We start from the raw sequence: 17,024 nt of genomic DNA, 5'->3' as shown, positions 1-17,024 counted from the left end.
GCCGCCGTCGTATCGCTGTCGGGGTCTGCCGCTACGGTGCCGCCGTGCAGTCCTTCCCCGACCTGAGCGGCCGTACCGTCGTCGTCACCGGCACGACCTCCGGCCTCGGCCGCGCGCTGGCGGCGCGCTTCGTCCGCGCCGGGGCGCGGGTGCTGATGACCGCCCGCGACGACACGCGGGGCCGGGCCGCGGCCCGCGAGGTGGGCGGCGAGCTCGTGCTGCTCGACCTGGCCGACCTCGCCTCGGTGCGGGCCGCGGCGGCCCGGATCCGCGAGCGCACCGGGGACCGGCTGGACGTGCTCGTGAACAACGCGGGCGTCGCGGTGGGGCCCCGCAGCGAGACCGCGGACGGGTTCGAGCTCCAGATCGGCACCAACCATCTGGGCCCGGCCGCGCTGACCTGGCTGCTGATGCCCGCGCTGTGCGGCGCCGGGGACCCGGAGCGCCCGTCGCGGGTGGTGTCGACCTCCAGCATCGGGCACCGCAGCGCCCGTCTCGACCTCGACGACCTGCACTGGCGGCGGCGCCGGTACTCCCCGGTGTTCGCCTACGGCGCCTCGAAGCTGGCGAACCTGCTGTTCGCCGCCGAGCTGGACCGGCGGCTGCGGCTGTCCGGGCAGCCGGTGCTGTCGGTGGCGGCCCACCCGGGGATGACGGCGTCGCAGCTGCTGGCGAACTCCTACCGGCGTGCGGGCGGCGGCGGCCTGCGGGCCCGGGTGCTGCTCGCCGCCGAACGGCTGGTCGTGCAGCCGGTGGAGGACGGCATCGCCGCGCAGTGGGCCGCCGCGACCGGGCCGGTGCACGGTGGGGACTACCTGGGCCCGTCCGGTCCCCTGGAGGCGCACGGACCGGCCGGTCCGGCCCGCCGGTCCGCTGCCGCGCAGGACCCGGTGCTCGCCGCCCGGTTGTGGCAGGTCACGGCCGCCGCGACCGGCGTCACACCCGACCCCGGGCGTAGGCTGGGCGCGTGACCATCGCACCCGAAGGCCGCAAGCTCCTCCGCCTCGAGGTCCGCAACAGCGAGACCCCGATCGAGCGCAAGCCGTCCTGGATCCGCACCCGCGCCAAGACCGGTCCGCAGTACACCGAGCTGAAGGGTCTCGTCCGCTCGGGCGGCCTGCACACGGTGTGCGAGGAGGCCGGTTGCCCCAACATCTACGAGTGCTGGGAGGACCGGGAGGCGACGTTCCTCATCGGCGGGGAGCAGTGCACCCGTCGCTGCGACTTCTGCCAGATCGACACCGGCAAGCCGGCCGACCTGGACACCGACGAGCCACGCCGGGTGGCGGAGTCGGTGCAGCAGATGGGGCTGCGCTACTCCACCGTCACCGGTGTCGCCCGCGACGACCTGGACGACGGCGGCTCCTGGCTCTACGCCGAGACCGTCCGCAAGATCCACGAGCTGAACCCGGGTACCGGCGTCGAGCTGCTGGCCCCCGACTTCAACTCGATCGACGACCAGCTCGTCCCGGTCTTCGAGTCCCGCCCCGAGGTGTTCGCGCACAACCTCGAGACCGTCCCGCGGATCTTCAAGCGGATCCGTCCGGCGTTCCGGTACGACCGGTCGCTGGAGGTCATCGGCAAGGCGCGCGCGTTCGGTCTGGTCACCAAGTCGAACCTGATCCTGGGCATGGGCGAGACCCCCGAGGAGGTCACCTCGGCGCTGCAGGACCTGCACGACGCGGGCTGCGAGATCATCACGATCACCCAGTACCTGCGCCCGACCAAGCGCCACCACCCGGTGGAGCGCTGGGTCAAGCCCGAGGAGTTCGTGGAGCACTCGAAGGCCGCCGAGGAGATCGGCTTCGCCGGTGTCATGGCCGGTCCGCTGGTCCGCTCGTCCTACCGGGCCGGCAGGCTCTACGCGCAGACCGTGGCCCACCGCGGCGAGGAGCTCTCCCCCGCTCTGGCGCACCTGGCCGACTCCGGCCCGGCCGCGCAGGAGGCCAGCTCCCTGCTGGCACGCAGCTGACACCTGCTCGCACCGTCGATCACCGGTCGGACGTAGGCTGGTCACATGCCCGGCAAGCCCCGTAAGCCCTCGCCCGACGAGAAGAAGGCGCTCAAGGCCCAGAAGAAGGCCGCGTCGAAGCAACGCCGCCAGCAGATCTGGCAGGCGTTCCAGATGCAGCGCAAGGAGGACTCCAAGCTCCTCCCGATCATGATCGGCGTGTTCGTCGGGTCGATCGTGGTCGTCACGCTCATCGGCTGGCTGCTGGGCCTGGTCTGGTTCTTCGTGCCCTTCGGCATCCTGATCGGCGCGCTGGCGGCGTTCAGCATCTTCGGCCGCCGCGTACAGCGCTCGATCTACGTGAAGGCCGACGGGCAACCGGGTGCCGCGGGCTGGGCGCTGGACAACATGCGCGGGCAGTGGCGGATCACCCAGGGCGTCGCGGGCACCACCCACCTCGACGCGGTGCACCGGGTCATCGGGCGGCCCGGGATCATCTTCGTCGCCGAAGGGGCCCCGCACCGGGTGAAGACCCTGCTCGCGCAGGAGAAGAAGCGCACCGCGCGGGTCGCCGGCACCACCCCGATCTACGACGTGATCGTGGGCAACGAGGAGGGTCAGGTCCCGCTCAAGGGGCTGCAGCGCCACCTCATGAAGCTGCCCCGCAACATCTCCGCCGCCGAGATGGACTCCCTGGAGGGCAAGCTCAACGCCCTCGGCAGCCGCGCCGCGGCGATGCCCAAGGGGCCGATGCCCCAGGGCGCGAAGATGCGCAGCATCCAGCGCACCGTCCGCCGCCGCTGACCCTCCCGCTGCTGACCCGGCCGCCGGTCCCACCGCCGGCCGGGCCGCTCCGCGCCCGGCCGCGCGGCCCGCAGCGGCGACGGCCGTCGGCTCAGTCGGCCGTCTCGCCGGACGCCGGCTCGCCGCGCAGGTCCGCGAGGACGCAGTCGGCGCACGTGCTGCCGCCGGGCACCCGGTAGTACAGACAGCAGGACCGGCGCCGGAACGTCCAGGCGTGGTCCGGGGCCACCGGAGCGCGCCGCTCCCCGGTACCGGTGAGCCGCGGGTGCTCCAGCAGGTCGGTGGCGACGGCCGCGACGGCGTCCGCGGCGTCGGGGCGCTGGATGTCGAGCACCCGCTTCGCTCCCGCGACCGACGACGCGACGTTGCCCCACAGCACCGTCGCGGACACCCCGAAACGCTCGCCCGCGATCTCCACCAGCGGGGTGAGCACCTCGTCGACGAGCGGGGCCAGCGCGTCGGCCCCGGGGACCCGGCGGCGGACCATCCGCGGCGGGTCCAGCGCGACGACGTCGCCCAGCGGCGTGGCGGACCACCACAGCGTCTGCGGCCGCAGGTCGACCAGCACGCCGTACAGGGCGAGCGCCGCGACCGGCCCGGACAGCAGCTTCGCCGCGAGCCCCTGCACCGCGATCGACGCGGCGATCCGCCGGCCCAGCGGCGGCTCGGCCCCGAGTGCGATCCGGGTTCGTTCGACCCGGTCGAGCAGCGCGTCGGGGGCCAGGACGGCGGCGAACGGGCGGACCGACCGCCCTGCCGCCCGCTCCTCGGTGACGTCGAGGAGCTCGAAGAACGGTCCGACCGCCGCGAGCCCGGCCAGCACCTCGCTCACCTGCGGGGCGGTGGCCGGGCCCGCGAGGTCGGTGTGGTCGGTGCTGTGGGTCGGGCCGGTCACCGTGGCAGCCTCGCATCCCGGATCGTCCCGGGCGAGCCGTTCGCGAGGGTCCCGGCGAGCGGCCCGATCCACAGCACCGCCCCCGCCGCGGCGACGACCGCGACCGCCTGCGCCGCCGTCGACGACGTGACCAGCGCGGCGAGCACCGTCAGCCAGAGGAGGCCCCGGGCGGTCACCCGTCCCGTCAGCGTCGCCGACGGCGGCAGGTGCGTCACGGCCGGACACCGGCCGGTCCGGGCAGCGGCAGCCCGGTCACGATCCGGGCCGCCGCCGCGCCCGCGTGGCGCCCGTGCGGCCGGTCCCCCGAGCCCGACCCGCCCGGACCGCCCGACCCGGCCGGCGCGGCCGGGCCGTGTGCGGGTTCGGTGAAGGCGGGCCGGTCGGTGGGCAGCTTCGTGTGGTGCACGACCACCGAGCCGTCGGCGTCGATCCCCACGCCGACGTCGAGCCGGGACCGCTGCGCCGCCCGGTGGGCCAGTGCGACGAGCCCGTCGGGACCGCCGGCCGCGGCGGGGTCCGGCCAGGTCGTGACCGGGACGCCCTCCTCCTCGGCGCCGGCGAGGACCTCGCGCAGCACCGGGGCCGGGGTGTCCGGGTGGTGACCGACGACGACCGACGGCGGCTCCGGGGCCGACGCCGGGCCCGGCCGGCTCATGCCGCGGGCTCCCCGCTGCCGACCAGTGCGCTCGCGTGCGCGTCGACCAGCCCGGACGCGACGGCGTTGCGCGGCCCCTCGGTGCCGTGCACGTTGCCGGTCCCGCACACCACGCCCTGTCCGGCGAGGGCGTCGGCGACCATCTGCGGGATCTCGAAGTCCAGCGCGGACCCGCCGAGCAGCACGACGAAGTCGAGCATGCGCAGCGAACCGCCCGGCGCGACCTGGCGCAGCGCCCGCAGGGCGTTCACCACGAAGACCCGGCGCTTGGCCTCGCGGCGCACCCGCACGACGTGGTCGATGGAGTGCCGGGTCCTGATCGGGACCGGCCCGTCCGGGGTCATGACGACCACCCGGGCGAACACGTGCGAGGGCAGGGGCTCGGTGAAGAACTCGACCGAGCCGTCCTCGTGGCGGAGGTGGAAGAAGCTCTCCACCTTCGCCAGCGGGTACCACTTGACCTGCTCGGCGGTCTCCCGGTCCTCGAGCGCCAGCTCCGAGTCGATCAGCTTGGTGACCAGCTCGCCCGCGCCGGCCACGTGCACCGCGGTGCACGTGCCGTCCCGCAGGAGCAGCGCCGCGTCGGTGGAACCGCCGCCCATGTCGAGGATCGCGATCGGGGTGTCGGTGCCCGGGGTGGTGAGCGCCCCGCGGACCGCCATCTCGCCCTCGATGCCGCCGATCCGGGCCGAGCAGCCGAGGCTCTCGGCGACCCGGTCGGCGACGACCTGCATCCGGCTGCGGCTGGTGCGCACCATCGCGGCGAGCGCGACCGCGTTCTCCAGCGACACCTCGCCGGCCAGACCGCCCCGCACCTCCCGCGGGACGAACGTGTCGATCGCCAGCACGTCGCGGATCCGGATCTCCGCGGCCGGTTGCCCGGTCACGTCGGTCATCGTGTCCCGGACCTGCGCGAGCATCCCGCCGACGTGCGTGCCGGGCTGCCCGGTCGCGTCGTCGAGGGGCTGCACCCTGGCCAGGGTGTCCATGATCGCCTCGGCACCGGCGTCGACGTCGATCCGCAGGGTCTTCCCGGCCCCGGTCAGGACCAGCTCGCCGACCGGGACGCGCCGGTCGGTGACGTCACCGGCCGGGGTCCGGACGACGACCGCCGACCGGTTGCCGGTCAGCGCCCGCGCGACCGGGGAGACCTGACGGGTCTGGTCGGGGTCGAGCCCGAAGACCGTGGCCAGGCCGTAGGAGTCCGACAGGGTCCGGATGGTGCGGCCCGGCAGGGCGACCTCCACCGCCGCGACCATGTCCAGCGGCACCCGCTCGACCGCGCCGACCTCGTCGACGATCGGGATCGCGACCGGGACCCGGTTCGCGACGAGCACCGCGTCGTCCTGGGCCAGGACCGCCGCGACCAGCTCGCACCCGCGCTCGTGCGCCGCGGTGAGAACCTGCGCGACCCGGTCGAAGTCCCACCCCCGCCCGACGACGACGATCACCGGCCCGTCCGGGAGGGGGCCGTTGCCGGTGAGGTCGTCGATCGACACCGTGGTCCCGACCCCGAGGCCGCTACCCCCGGGCGTCGACGGGTTGTGCCCGATCATCGTGGACTCGGTGATGATCGTCTCGGTGATGGTCTCCATGGCGAGACCGCTGATCACCGGGGTCGCCTCGTTGAGCAGCACCTCGTCGAGGTCGGCCACGGCCCGCCGGGCCCCCTCCAGCGCCCGGCGGACCGCGGTCACCGCACCGGCGGTGTTGTCCGGGGTCCCCTTGACCCCGGTGGTGCGGGTCAGGGCGGTCCCGAGGTGGTCGACCCGGCCGTGCGCGTCGATCGAGGCCACGCAGGCCTCGGTCGTCGAGTTGCCGATGTCCACGCCCACGACCAGCCGCGAGCCGTCCGTCCCGTGCACCGTGTCTCCTTCAGCCCGCGTCGACCGACGTACCGAGGGTGACCTCGACCGGACGCACCCCGTGGCGGATCTGCTCGAACTCCTTGAGGTGCAGCAGCGCCGCCTTGGCCTGCCAGCGGGGACGGGCCATCTGGTCGTTGCGCGTCGGAACCGGCTGCGGCGACTCCCCCTTGGCGTACTGGGCGGCGTTGGAGCCGATGCCGCGGAACACCTCGGCGTCGAGCAGCGGCGACTGCGGGAACAGCTCCAGGTTCGACAGCCGTGCGAGGTCCTTCTGGTGGATCATCGTGGTGCCCCGCGACAGCAGGCCCACGCAGATCCCGGAGCCGGACAGCTTCGCGCCGGTGTGGGCGATGGCCGCCAGGTCGGCGGTGTCCCACACCCGGATCAGCCGAGAGATGACGCCCTGCTCCTCGATGCCCGCCATGAGCTGGCGCAGCACCTCGGCGTGCGGGACGTTCACGATCGTGCGGGTGAAGAACCCGGCGAACGCCGGGGACACCGCGATGACGACCTCGTCGGGGCGGGTGCCGCGCTCGGCGGGCCCGACCTCGGTCAACGACAGCGGGGTCGGGGCGGGGTTGTCGGTCGCGATGCTCACGAGACCTCCTCCTCGGGGTTCTCGGCACTGGTGACGTGACGCAGCTTCTTGAGGGCGTTCCACCGCTCACCGGTCAGGCGGTAGCCGGTGCCCGGGCCTGCGTAGTCGTTGGCGTCGTTGATGGCGGCCTGCGGGACGAAGTTCCCGTCGAGGATCGCCGAGGTCTGGAGCAGGTCGCCCGACACCCGCTGGCGCAGGACCTGCAGCAGGTTCTCCGCGACGTCGTGGAAGCTGGTGCGCTCCAGGATCTTGACCAGGTCGAGTCCGGTGATGCCGCGGTCCATGACCGACTGGGCGCCCTTGAGGTCCTCCAGGACCTCGCGCAGCGGGTAGTCGGCGCTGGAGTTGGCGTAGGTTGCCGCCTCGACCTCCTCGTCGGTGATCCGCGGCAGGTCCAGCTCGGCGAACACGGCCTGCATCGCGCGGGCGGCCTTCTCCCGCACGGCGAGGATCTCCGGCTCCCGGACGTGGCGCAGGCCGCCGTCGATCTGCAGGTCGCGCTGGATGGTGTTCCAGTCGTCGTAGTCCTCGACGTCGAGGTTCGACCCGGCGAACATGTTGTCCGAGTTCGGGACGCCGGAGAAGCCGGAGCACACCAGGTCCTGGCCGGAGAGCAGCTGCGGCATGAGCCGGCTGGTGCGGCGCATCGCCGAGTGCGAGAACGACTGGTCGTTGCCGGCCGCGCACTCCAGGTCGACCATGTTGCAGACCAGGTTCTCCGCGGCGACGGCGCGGATGCCGCCCGGGACCGCTCCCGGTACGCCGATGCAGCTGATCGAGCCGTTCTGCAGGCCCTGCACGCCGGCGCCCTTGGCCATCAGGATGCAGCGGATCTCGAGGAACAGCATGGAGCGGCCCTCGGCGTTGCCCATCTGCACCTCCGACCCGGTGCCCGAGGTGAAGCGCATCTTGATGCCGCGGGAGGCGTAGGCGCTGGCGAGGAACGACTTCGACCACGGGGTGTCGTCGCCGTCGACGAACACGGACTCGGTGCCGTAGACCGAGATCGTCTCGGCGTAGCCGGTGATGCCGCGCATGCCCAGGTCGAGCTCGGTGGCCTCCTCCAGCGCGCACTGGGTGATGACGCCGCCGCGCCCGGACTGGGCGCCGACCTGCAGGCCGATGGCGACGAGTGGGGCGTAGCGCAGGACCCCGAGGGTGGTCTCCATCTCGGCGAAGCCGCGCAGCGCGGCCTCGGCGGCGTCGGCCGCGACCTGGATGGGGTTGTCCCGGGCGCTGGTGGAGTGCGCCTGGTTGGCGGGGCTGCGGCGGGCCCGCATCTTCTGCATCGACATCATGATCTCGACGACGTTGAGCAGCTTGACGACGTCGAGGAGCTTGGCCGGGGTGAGGCCGCGGGTGATGTCGAGGAGCTCGGCCCGGGTCACGCCCGGGTCGACGAGCATCCGGGCGATGTCGGTCGAGGGGATCGCGGTGGCGCGCTCGGCGACCTCGACGTCGATCGCGTGGTCGGCGATGAAGGTGTCCATGAAGTCGAACGCGGCGCGCTCGCGACCGTCCATCTCGACGATCACGCCGTTCTCGACCCGCACGCTCGGCGCGGGGTCGAAGTCGCTCTCCATCGCGACGAGACCCTTCTCGGGCCACTCCTCGACGAACCCGTCGAGGTTGACCGGGCGGGACTCGAGCATGTCGGTGCGCTTGGAGGTCCTGGCCCCGGTCGCCGGGGTGGCCGCCTCGGGCAGGGTGCTGGTCATCGGTCAGTCTCCTTCGCGGGCGAGCAGGTCGCGGGCCGCGTAGACCTGTGCGGCCTCGCGGACGAGCGCGGCGCAGGTGGTGGCGGCGTAGTCGTTCTCCAGCCGGTCGGCGATCTCCGCGAGCCGGGCGGCCGACGACGCGCGGGGCCGCAGCGCGTTGTAGATCGCGAGGACCTCCTCGTCGGGGACGGTGGTCAGCTCCGCGGCGCGCCGCATGTTCTCGGCGAGCTGGCGGCGGCCGACGGCGTCGGAGATCTCGCCCTGCAGCGTCAGCGTCTCCGCCGAGATGCGGAGGTCCTCGTTGCGGATCTCCCCGGACACGACGGCGGCCATGGTGACCTCCGAGAGCGGCCGGCCGGTCGGGGTGCGCAGCAGGTCGGGCCGCTGCACGGACAGCGGGTAGTCGGCGGGGCCGAGGGTGGTGCTCATCGGGTCTCCTCCAGGCGGGACGCCACGGCCGGCTCGGCCGGGACCTCCGGGTGTGGGATGCGGCCGACCGGCACGTCGCCGGTGGCGGCGGCCTCCAGCTCGGCGGGGGCGAGGAAGCGCTCGACCAGCAGGACGAACGCGCCGCCCCCGATCAGGCCGCCGAGCAGCGGAGCGACGATCGGCAGCCACCAGTACGGGACGCCGGTGCCCGTGACGAACGCGGTGTCGTAGCCGGTGACGAACGAGGCCAGACGTGGGCCCAGGTCACGGGCCGGGTTGATGGCGTAGCCGGCGTTGGCACCGAAGGCGATGCCGATGCCGACGACCAGGAAGCCGATCATGAACGGGGCCATGTTGGCGCCGGGCGGGTTGTTGAGCGCGTTGGTCAGCGCGAAGATCACGAACACCAGCAGGGCGGTGCCGACGATCTGGTCACCGAACGCGGCGAGGATCGAGACGTGCTCACCGGGCAGGGTCGAGAAGATGGTCTGGGTGGCGACGGTGTGGCCGGGGTCGACCGCCGCGATCGGGCCGGCGTAGACGGCGCGCACGACCAGCGCGGCGAGGAACGCGCCCGCGGTCTGGGCCAGCCAGTAGGGCGCGACCTTGCGCCAGGCGAAGCCCTTGAACACGGCCAGTGCCAGGGTGACGGCCGGGTTGAGGTGGGCGCCGCTCACCCGGCCGGCGACGTAGACGCCCATGGTGACCGCGACACCCCAGCCCCAGACCAGGGTGCCCCAGTCGCCGTTGGCGCCCTCGGAGGTCACGACCTGCGCGACGGTGCCGCAGCCGATGAGGATCAGGACGAAGGTCCCGGCGAACTCGGCTGCGAGCTCGCCGGTGTCCCCGCGGCTCACGCGAGTGCCGTGACGGCGGCCTCGGCCACCGTCACGTCCTGCTCCACCGAGCCGGCGCTGACCCCGACCGCGCCGACGAGCTCACCGTCGCGGTGGATCGGGATGCCGCCGCCGAAGATGACCATGCCACCGGCGGTGTGCTCCAGGCCGTAGAGCTCGGCACCGGGCTGCACCAGCGGGGTCAGCGCCGCGGTCGGCAGGTCCATCAGGATCGAGGTGCGCGCCTTGCGCTGGGCGATGTCGATGCTCGCGCGGATCGCACCGTCCTGGCGGGCGAAGGCCAGCAGATGACCGCCGTCGTCGACGACCGCGACGTTCATCGGCTGGCCGATCTCGGTCGCCTTCGCCAGTCCGGCGGCCAGCGCCTTCTCGGCGTCCTGGAGGGTCAGTCGTGCCATCCGGGCCTCACTCCTCGTCGAGTCGGGCAACCCGGTCCGTACCGGGTACGTCGACGACGCTAGGAGCGCGAGCACCCGCGAGGTATGAGGACTCTCCCTACCTCACCCCCACCCCCACACCCTCCGGGGAGGGCCGTACGGCCCAGCCGTCCGGCGCGGACGCCTCGCTCGTGCGGGGTGACCCTGTGGAGTGTCGGAAGGGATCCGCGGCGGGGGGCCGGGCGTGCTCGGGGAGCCGGGAACGCTCAGGTGGCCGCACCGAAGCGGGCGAGCATCGTCCGGTTGCGGGCGCCGGTCTTGCGCAGCACCGCGCCGACGTGCTTCTCCACCGTCTTGACCGAGATGGCCAGCCGGGTGGCGATCTGCTTGTCCGCCAGGCCCTGCTCGACGAGCGCGCGGACCTCCCGCTCGCGTAGGGTCAGCAGGTGCTGGCCGCGGGCCGGCTGCAGACCCGTGGGGGGCGCCGCGAGCGGGCCGGCCGGATACGGGGTAGGTGGATCGGGCCAGCAGGCCCGCACCCGCGTCCCCCAGCCCGGGACGCTGTCGATCTCCAGCCGGCCACCCGCGGCGCGCACGGTGGACTCGACCCGGTCCAGCCCGGACCGGGGCGCGGTGACGGGGTCGAAGCCGCGGCCGTCGTCGTCGACGAGCAGGCGGACCTCGCCCGCCTCGAACGCCAGCCCCACCCGCAGCGTGCCCGCGCCGGAGTGGAGCACCGCGTTGTCGAGCAGCAGCCGCGCGACCTCGCGCACCCCGGTCGCGACGACCGGGTCCGGCACCCGCTCGGTGCCCAGGGTGACGACGCCGCCCCGGGCCCCGAGCGCGCGCAGGGCACGGTCCAGCTCGGCCCGCAGCTCGGGGAGCAGCCGGTGCCCGGCGTCCGCGGTCGTAGCGACCGGGGCCTCGGTGAGCAGCCGCGCCGCCATCACCGCGACGGCGGCCTGTGCGGCGAATCCCTCGACCGCGGCGACGTCGCTGGCGGAGAAGGATCCACCCCCACCGAAAGCACAGGCCCCGAGCAGTTCGTCGTCCCACCAGAGGGGGGTGCCGAGCACGTCCGACCTGCCGGGGCCGTCCCCCTCCATCAGGAGGGTGCGCGGTTCCCGGACCAGCCGCGCCAACACGTCGTCGACCGGGGGCAGGGGCTCACGGTGGACCACCGGCGCCCGGTCACCGAGCAGCGTCACGGCCCCGCCACCTCCGCCGAGGCGCTGGGTGGTGCGCCGGACGAGGTCGTCGAGGAGCGGCGTCACACCCCGGTCCTGCACCGCACCGTGAGCGAGGATCACCCGGTCCTCCCGGTATCCATCTTGCATCTATGCCGCGTCCTTGGGGATGAACGGTAGGGACGTCGACCGGGGCGGGCAAGCCTCTCGGATCCGGGGCGGTCGCGGTCAGGCATGATTCGGACGTGGACGACGGGTCACGGGCGGGCGGGACCGCCGCCGAACGGGCGTACCGGTTCACCAAGGCCGGCATCCTCGACGGGACCCTGCCCGCGGGCGAGCTCATCAGCGAGGGCCAGGTCGCACGGCCGCTGCAGCTGAGCCGGACCCCGGTCCGCGAGGCGTTCCTGCAGCAGCAGGCCGAGGGGCTGCTGAAGCTCTTCCCGAAGCGCGGCGCGCTGGTCGTGCCGGTCTCCCCCGGCGAGGTGGACGCCGTGGTCGAGGCCCGGGACGTGATCGAGTCGCACGCGATCGCCACCGTCGTCGGGGTCGACGACGAGACCCTCGCCCACATCGCCGCCGCGATGGACGCCGCGATCGAGGACCAGCTCGCCGCCGTCGCCTCCCGCGACGAGCTCGCCTTCGTCGAGGCCGACCGGGCGTTCCACACCGTGCTGGTGCGGGCCGGGTGCCGCAGCATCCTGCTGGAGGTCTACGGCTCGCTGCGCGACCGGCAGCTGCGGATGAACATGGGCGCCCTCGGCGGGCGCTTCCCCGGCCGCGCCGAGCGTCTGGTCTCCGAGCACCGGCAGCTGCTCGCCGGGCTGCGCGCCCGCGACACCGAGGCGGCGGTGGCCGTGCTGCGGGTGCACCTGGCCGGCACCCGGGCGTCGGTGCTGGGCACTCCCCCGGTGAGCGTCTGACCCGCCGGGGTCAGCCCCGCAGCACCCGCACGACGACCGTACGGCTGGCGCGGTCGTGCCAGCCGCGGCCGTCGGCGTCGCGCAGGAACGGCGGCAGCACCACCGCGATCATCGCGGTGCGCAGCAGCGCCCGCGGCACGCCGACGTGGGTCGCCATGTCGGTGCGCGCGACGCGCATGCCCAGCGCGAGGTGCCCCGGCGCGGTGCCGAGCACCGACACGGTCAGCGCGGTGATCACGAACCAGGTCCCGAGGACCCACCAGCCGAACTCCGGGGAGCCGAGCGCGTCGACCCCGGCGACCAGCAGCACCAGCAGGTAGGCCAGGAACCAGTCGAGGACGACGCCGGCGATCCGGCGCCCGAACCCGGCGACCGAGTAGTGGCCGGTCGCGGGCAGCCCGAAGCGCTCGCCGGGGTGTCCGGCAGGGGCGGAACCTCCTGCGGATGAACCGGGGAGCCAGGACTCGATCCAACGGGCCATGCTCTCTAGCGTAGGCGGCGTAACCGCAGCACCGAGCGGGACCGGACCGGACACCGATGACGAACGTGATCGATCTCGCGGTCGGGTCAGTTAACGTCGGTGAAACAGATGAGTGATGGGTGAGCAACACGCCGCTCCTACCGTCACCCACGATCTCCACCAGCGAATGAAGGAGCCCGAGAGAGTGTTCAGCAACGCCGAAGAGGTACTCAAGTACATCTCGGACGAGAAGGTCGAGTACGTCGACATCAGGTTCTGCGACCTGCCCGGCGTCATGCAGCACCTCACCGTCCCCGCCAAGACGGCCGGCGACCTCCTGGAGAACGGCGCCGCCTTCGACGGCTCCTCCGTCCGCGGTTTCCAGGCGATCAACGAGTCCGACATGGCGCTGTTCCCGGACACCACCACCGCGCGCGTCGACCCGTTCCGCAAGCACAAGACGCTGAACATCAACTTCTTCGTCCACGACCCGATCACCGGTGAGCCGTACTCCCGGGACCCGCGGAACGTGGCCCGCAAGGCGCAGGAGTACCTGGCCGCGTCCGGCATCGCCGACACCGCCTACATGGCGCCCGAGGCGGAGTTCTACGTCTTCGACTCGATCCGGTTCGGCACCGACCCGCACCAGGCCTACCACCACATCGACTCCGCGGAGGGCTGGTGGAACACCGGCCGCGAGGAGGTCGGGGGCAACCTGGGCTACAAGGTCAACTACAAGGGCGGCTACTTCCCCGTCCCGCCGGTCGACCACTACGCCGACCTGCGCGCCGACATCGTCACCGCGATGCAGGCGTCGGGCTTCGAGGTGGAGCGCGAGCACCACGAGGTCGGCACCGCCGGCCAGGCCGAGATCAACTACAAGTTCGACACGCTGCTGCGTGCGGCCGACGACGTCATGCTCTTCAAGTACCTGGTGAAGAACGTGGCGTGGCAGAACGGCAAGACCGCCACCTTCATGCCGAAGCCGCTCTTCGGCGACAACGGCTCGGGCATGCACGTGCACTCGTCGCTGTGGAAGGACGGCCAGCCGCTGTTCCACGACGAGTCCGGCTACGGCGGCCTGTCCGACACCGCCCGCTACTACATCGGCGGCCTGCTGCACCACGCGCCGTCGCTGCTGGCGTTCACCAACCCGACGGTGAACTCCTACCACCGCCTGGTCCCGGGCTTCGAGGCGCCGGTCAACCTGGTGTACTCCGCGCGCAACCGCTCGGCCTGCATCCGGATCCCGCTGACCGGTGACAGCCCGAAGGCCAAGCGCGTCGAGTTCCGCTGCCCCGACTCGTCGGGCAACCCGTACCTGGCGTTCTCGGCGATCCTGATGGCCGGTCTCGACGGCATCAAGAACAAGATCGAGCCGCCGGCGCCGATCGACAAGGACCTCTACGAGCTCCCGCCCGAGGAGGCCAAGGACATCGCGCAGGTCCCGTCCTCGCTGGGTGCGGTCATCGACAAGCTCGAGGCCGACCACGACTACCTGCTCGAGGGCGGCGTGTTCACCCCGGACCTGATCGAGACCTGGATCTCCTACAAGCGGGAGAACGAGATCGACCCGCTGCGGCTGCGCCCGCACCCGTACGAGTTCGCCCTGTACTACGACGTGTGATCCACACCTGACCCACGTCACACCGAGGCCCGGCTCCCGCGAGGGAGCCGGGCCTCGGCGCGTCCTGCCCGGTGCGCGACCGGTGGGCGGGCCGCCTCGTCGGAGGCGTTCGAGACGTCAGAGACGTTCGACGCGGTCGGCCTGCGGGCCCCGGTCGCTCTGGCGCACCGCGTACCGGACCCGGTCGCCCTTCTGCAGCGCCTCGGCGTCCCGGATCACGGACACATGGACGAACAGGTCGTCCCCGCCGGCGTCCGGGGAGATGAACCCGAAGCCACGCTCCTCGTCATAGCGCACGACGACGCCCTCGCCGCCCCGTGCCGGAACGTCCCGCGACGCCGGTCCGGCGGCGGGAGCGGGCCGGCGCGGCGTCGAGGGCTCGCCGCTGCGAACCAGGTGCACGTCACGGGCCTGGGGGCCCTTCTCCGCCTGCGCCACCTCGAAGGCGATGCGGTCGCCCTCCGCGAGCCAGGTCAGTCCCTCGGCCAGTGCCCTGGCGTGGACGAAGACGTCCTCGTCGCCGGAGTCGGGGGTGACGAAGCCGAAGCCCTTGCCCTCGTCGTACCAGGTCACCGTTCCGTCGGCGCCGTCGTCGCCGTCCGCCTCGCCGTTCGCGGCGGGCAGGCCCGCCCCCTCCCCCAGCGGGATCACGTGCCCGGCCTGCGGGCCGCGCTCACCCTCGACGATCAGGAAGGCCACCCGCTGGCCCTCGGCGACCACGCCGCCGGTCACGATGGCGGAGCTGTGCACGAAGATGTCGGCGCCGCCGCCGTCCGGCGTCGCGAAGCCGTAGCCCTTGGCCGGCTCGTACCAGCTGACGGTGCCGAGCAGGCCCACCGCGCTGCCGGCGGCCGCGTCGGCGGTGACCCGGACGCGCAGCGCCTGCGGGCCGCGGTCGTTCTCGCCGAGCTCGAACTCCACGGCCTGACCCTCGCGGAGCACGGGTGCGCCGCCGCCCCCGACGATCTCCGAGGCGTGCACGAACACGTCCGGCGAACCGTCCTCGGGGGCGAGGAAGCCGAAACCCCGTTCGGCGTCGAACCAGCGGACGGTCCCGTGCGGCATGAAGAGCTCCAGATCGGAAAGGCGGATACCGGCCCAGTCTCCCCGACGGCCCTCGCGGTGCGACGGGCCGGGCCCACGAAGAGGCGGGACGAGTCGGCCGCCGACACCCGGTACCGAGATGCCACGGGAGATGTCGGGCAGCACGCTCATCGACGCGAGAGCGACCGCACAGAGGAAGCGGGACCACCGAGGACCGGTCGACGAACGCCCCTCAGCTGTTCCTCTCCGACCCTCGACTGAACAGCAGGACGTCGAACGAACCGGTCCGCGGCTCAGGTCGACCCAGCGGATCCGGCAATGGATGCGCGGCCCGTTCGAGTACCGACATCAGCGTGGCGAGTTCCTGAGGGGGCTCCTCGGCCAGCAGGTTCTCGGCGTAGTCGATCACCACCAACAATCCGGAGGCCGGGCGCCCCACTCGATCCCCGAAGACGGCCCCCAGGTGACCATCGTCGATTTCCAGCAGCTCCCTGAGGCACTCGTCGAGCGCGTCGTAGTTCTGGCCGTAGTAGCCCGGCAGCTCGAGAGCGTCCCCCAGGCTGCGGAGCGCATCCTTGTACGTGCGACACCGTTGCCCCTGGACCAGGACCCGGTGAATCCCCTTCCGTCGCGCCACCCGTGCGACAGCAGAGTCGATCACCCGGTTGTACTGCGACCGGCGCAACCAGTCGCCGTCCGCCGCATCCTTCGTCGACAGCTCCATTCTTGCGACACGCGAGATCTCGGAGTGAACATCGAGCCAGAACTCCGACGTGGTCGACAACGCTTCTCCCTCCGACACGGCAAGCACAGAGAACTGGAGGACGTTCTCGCGATGACAGCACGGCACGTCGTCCTCGATCGACCGGACCGCTACCCGCCTCGCTCGCAGGATCGGGTCCGCACATACGTCGGAGCCCGCCCGAAGAGTTCCGGGCGGGCTCCGACGAGGGTGTTACGCGCGTGTCAGGCGCGGACCTTGCGGCCCACGATCACGCGGTAGATCGCCAGCAGGATCAGCGCACCCACGATGGCGAGCAGCCAGGTGGAGATGTTGAAGAACCCGCCGAGACCGACGCCGAACACGGCGCTGCCGATCCAGCCGCCGAGCAGCGCTCCGACGACACCCAGGATCAGGGTGACGATGATTCCGCCCGGGTCCTTGCCCGGCATGATGGCCTTGGCGATGGCGCCCGCGATCAGCCCCAGCACGATCCACGCGATGATGCCCATGTCTGTCTCCCTCGCTTACGGTCCGTTCGTGACGAACCGAATCTGACCGGTCGGCATCGAGTGACCCGTGGGGGTCGTGGCGAAACGTCCCCGGTGGTCACCGTTCGGATGCGATCAGGCGACGACAGGACGTCGGCCCGCTCCGAACGGCACCGTGGAGACGCCCGGTGCCGCCGGTGTACACCCGTCGCCACCACGCAGTTCCCGATGTCGTGTAGGACGTCGACGACGCTAACCACCGACGGTCACGGGAACATCGCGGAACACCCCTGCCCCACCATCAGGTGCCGGAGTTCCCACGGTCGGGGTCCTCCCCGATGCGCACGCGTCACGCGACCGGCACGACCGGGCCGGCGACACCCGCTCGTGGTCAGGGCCGCTCGGAGCATCCCAAACGC

The 17,024-nt window shown here is 72.6% G+C and carries 19 protein-coding genes and 1 pseudogene; 5 read left to right on the top strand and 15 right to left on the bottom strand.

The window, feature by feature from the left end:
* The first annotated feature begins 44 nt into the window (after positions 1 to 44).
* The 3 genes from Ae505Ps2_RS16310 to Ae505Ps2_RS16300 are packed head-to-tail and all read left to right on the top strand — an operon-like array spanning position 45 to position 2,755.
* On the top strand, positions 45 to 971 hold the full coding sequence (locus Ae505Ps2_RS16310) for an SDR family NAD(P)-dependent oxidoreductase (RefSeq protein WP_075333568.1): 927 nt from the start codon (positions 45 to 47) through the stop codon (positions 969 to 971).
* Positions 968 to 1,972, top strand: coding sequence for a lipoyl synthase (gene lipA / locus Ae505Ps2_RS16305; RefSeq protein WP_020623523.1), 1,005 nt, complete (start codon positions 968 to 970; stop codon positions 1,970 to 1,972). Before Ae505Ps2_RS16310 ends, lipA begins: the two co-directional genes overlap by 4 nt.
* A gap of 45 nt (positions 1,973 to 2,017) precedes the next feature.
* The gene (locus Ae505Ps2_RS16300; RefSeq protein ID WP_020623524.1) at positions 2,018 to 2,755 is read left to right on the top strand and encodes a DUF4191 domain-containing protein; all 738 of its coding nucleotides are present in this window, start codon (positions 2,018 to 2,020) and stop codon (positions 2,753 to 2,755) included.
* 91 nt (positions 2,756 to 2,846) lie between these two features.
* Here Ae505Ps2_RS16300 and Ae505Ps2_RS16295 read toward each other — a convergent pair whose 3' ends face one another.
* From Ae505Ps2_RS16295 to Ae505Ps2_RS16250, 10 genes are all read right to left on the bottom strand, one after another.
* Entirely contained in the window at positions 2,847 to 3,650 is an 804-nt protein-coding gene (locus Ae505Ps2_RS16295) for a (2Fe-2S)-binding protein (RefSeq protein WP_075307080.1), read from the bottom strand.
* Positions 3,647 to 3,865, bottom strand: a complete 219-nt coding sequence (locus Ae505Ps2_RS16290) for a hypothetical protein (protein WP_075307082.1) — start codon at positions 3,863 to 3,865, stop codon at positions 3,647 to 3,649. The genes Ae505Ps2_RS16295 and Ae505Ps2_RS16290 overlap by 4 nt, the downstream gene beginning before the upstream one ends.
* On the bottom strand, positions 3,862 to 4,305 hold the full coding sequence (locus Ae505Ps2_RS16285) for a glycerol dehydratase reactivase beta/small subunit family protein (RefSeq protein ID WP_075307084.1): 444 nt from the start codon (positions 4,303 to 4,305) through the stop codon (positions 3,862 to 3,864). The genes Ae505Ps2_RS16290 and Ae505Ps2_RS16285 overlap by 4 nt, the downstream gene beginning before the upstream one ends.
* Positions 4,302 to 6,170, bottom strand: coding sequence for a diol dehydratase reactivase subunit alpha (locus tag Ae505Ps2_RS16280; RefSeq protein WP_139318759.1), 1,869 nt, complete (start codon positions 6,168 to 6,170; stop codon positions 4,302 to 4,304). Before Ae505Ps2_RS16280 ends, Ae505Ps2_RS16285 begins: the two co-directional genes overlap by 4 nt.
* A 10-nt stretch (positions 6,171 to 6,180) precedes the next feature.
* Positions 6,181 to 6,771 (bottom strand): propanediol/glycerol family dehydratase medium subunit, encoded by a 591-nt coding sequence (locus tag Ae505Ps2_RS16275; RefSeq protein ID WP_233147586.1) that lies wholly within the window; start codon positions 6,769 to 6,771, stop codon positions 6,181 to 6,183.
* Positions 6,768 to 8,489, bottom strand: a complete 1,722-nt coding sequence (locus Ae505Ps2_RS16270) for a propanediol/glycerol family dehydratase large subunit (protein WP_075307086.1) — start codon at positions 8,487 to 8,489, stop codon at positions 6,768 to 6,770. Before Ae505Ps2_RS16270 ends, Ae505Ps2_RS16275 begins: the two co-directional genes overlap by 4 nt.
* A 3-nt stretch (positions 8,490 to 8,492) precedes the next feature.
* Positions 8,493 to 8,918 (bottom strand): diol dehydratase small subunit, encoded by a 426-nt coding sequence (locus tag Ae505Ps2_RS16265; protein WP_020626176.1) that lies wholly within the window; start codon positions 8,916 to 8,918, stop codon positions 8,493 to 8,495.
* The gene (locus tag Ae505Ps2_RS16260) at positions 8,915 to 9,775 is read right to left on the bottom strand and encodes an MIP/aquaporin family protein (protein WP_075307087.1); all 861 of its coding nucleotides are present in this window, start codon (positions 9,773 to 9,775) and stop codon (positions 8,915 to 8,917) included. The genes Ae505Ps2_RS16265 and Ae505Ps2_RS16260 overlap by 4 nt, the downstream gene beginning before the upstream one ends.
* A complete protein-coding gene (locus tag Ae505Ps2_RS16255; protein WP_075307088.1) occupies positions 9,772 to 10,173 on the bottom strand; it encodes a heme-binding protein in 402 nt (133 codons plus the stop codon). The genes Ae505Ps2_RS16260 and Ae505Ps2_RS16255 overlap by 4 nt, the downstream gene beginning before the upstream one ends.
* A gap of 245 nt (positions 10,174 to 10,418) precedes the next feature.
* Entirely contained in the window at positions 10,419 to 11,489 is a 1,071-nt protein-coding gene (locus Ae505Ps2_RS16250; RefSeq protein WP_083695802.1) for a LuxR C-terminal-related transcriptional regulator, read from the bottom strand.
* Between the two features lie 95 nt (positions 11,490 to 11,584).
* Between Ae505Ps2_RS16250 and Ae505Ps2_RS16245 the strand changes: the two genes are divergently transcribed.
* Entirely contained in the window at positions 11,585 to 12,262 is a 678-nt protein-coding gene (locus tag Ae505Ps2_RS16245; RefSeq protein WP_075307090.1) for a GntR family transcriptional regulator, read from the top strand.
* A gap of 10 nt (positions 12,263 to 12,272) precedes the next feature.
* On the opposite strand, the gene Ae505Ps2_RS16240 is transcribed toward Ae505Ps2_RS16245, so the two are convergent.
* Positions 12,273 to 12,743, bottom strand: a complete 471-nt coding sequence (locus tag Ae505Ps2_RS16240) for an RDD family protein (RefSeq protein WP_075307091.1) — start codon at positions 12,741 to 12,743, stop codon at positions 12,273 to 12,275.
* Positions 12,744 to 12,927: 184 nt separating this feature from the next.
* Here Ae505Ps2_RS16240 and glnA point away from each other — a divergent pair, with 184 nt between their 5' ends.
* Positions 12,928 to 14,349, top strand: coding sequence for a type I glutamate--ammonia ligase (gene glnA, locus Ae505Ps2_RS16235; RefSeq protein WP_020626170.1), 1,422 nt, complete (start codon positions 12,928 to 12,930; stop codon positions 14,347 to 14,349).
* 117 nt (positions 14,350 to 14,466) lie between these two features.
* Here glnA and Ae505Ps2_RS34035 read toward each other — a convergent pair whose 3' ends face one another.
* The 4 genes and pseudogenes from Ae505Ps2_RS34035 to Ae505Ps2_RS16220 all read right to left on the bottom strand — a co-directional run bounded on the left by Ae505Ps2_RS34035 (position 14,467) and on the right by Ae505Ps2_RS16220 (position 16,626).
* Positions 14,467 to 15,186: a cold shock domain-containing protein gene (locus Ae505Ps2_RS34035; protein ID WP_304442463.1), complete on the bottom strand. Its 720-nt coding sequence runs from the start codon at positions 15,184 to 15,186 to the stop codon at positions 14,467 to 14,469.
* Between the two features lie 30 nt (positions 15,187 to 15,216).
* A pseudogene (locus Ae505Ps2_RS34255) lies at positions 15,217 to 15,414 on the bottom strand (cold shock domain-containing protein); the annotation flags it as partial.
* Between the two features lie 211 nt (positions 15,415 to 15,625).
* Positions 15,626 to 16,177 carry a barstar family protein gene (locus Ae505Ps2_RS16225; protein WP_139318760.1) on the bottom strand — a complete coding sequence of 184 codons (552 nt, stop codon included), beginning with the start codon at positions 16,175 to 16,177 and terminating at the stop codon, positions 15,626 to 15,628.
* 182 nt (positions 16,178 to 16,359) lie between these two features.
* On the bottom strand, positions 16,360 to 16,626 hold the full coding sequence (locus Ae505Ps2_RS16220) for a GlsB/YeaQ/YmgE family stress response membrane protein (RefSeq protein ID WP_075307093.1): 267 nt from the start codon (positions 16,624 to 16,626) through the stop codon (positions 16,360 to 16,362).
* Between the last annotated feature and the right edge of the window lie 398 nt (positions 16,627 to 17,024).

This window comes from Pseudonocardia sp. Ae505_Ps2 (assembly GCF_001932425.1).
Classification (GTDB): domain Bacteria; phylum Actinomycetota; class Actinomycetes; order Mycobacteriales; family Pseudonocardiaceae; genus Pseudonocardia.
Note: the sequence above shows the minus strand (reverse complement) of the source record. Positions and strands in the feature narration are given on the sequence as shown.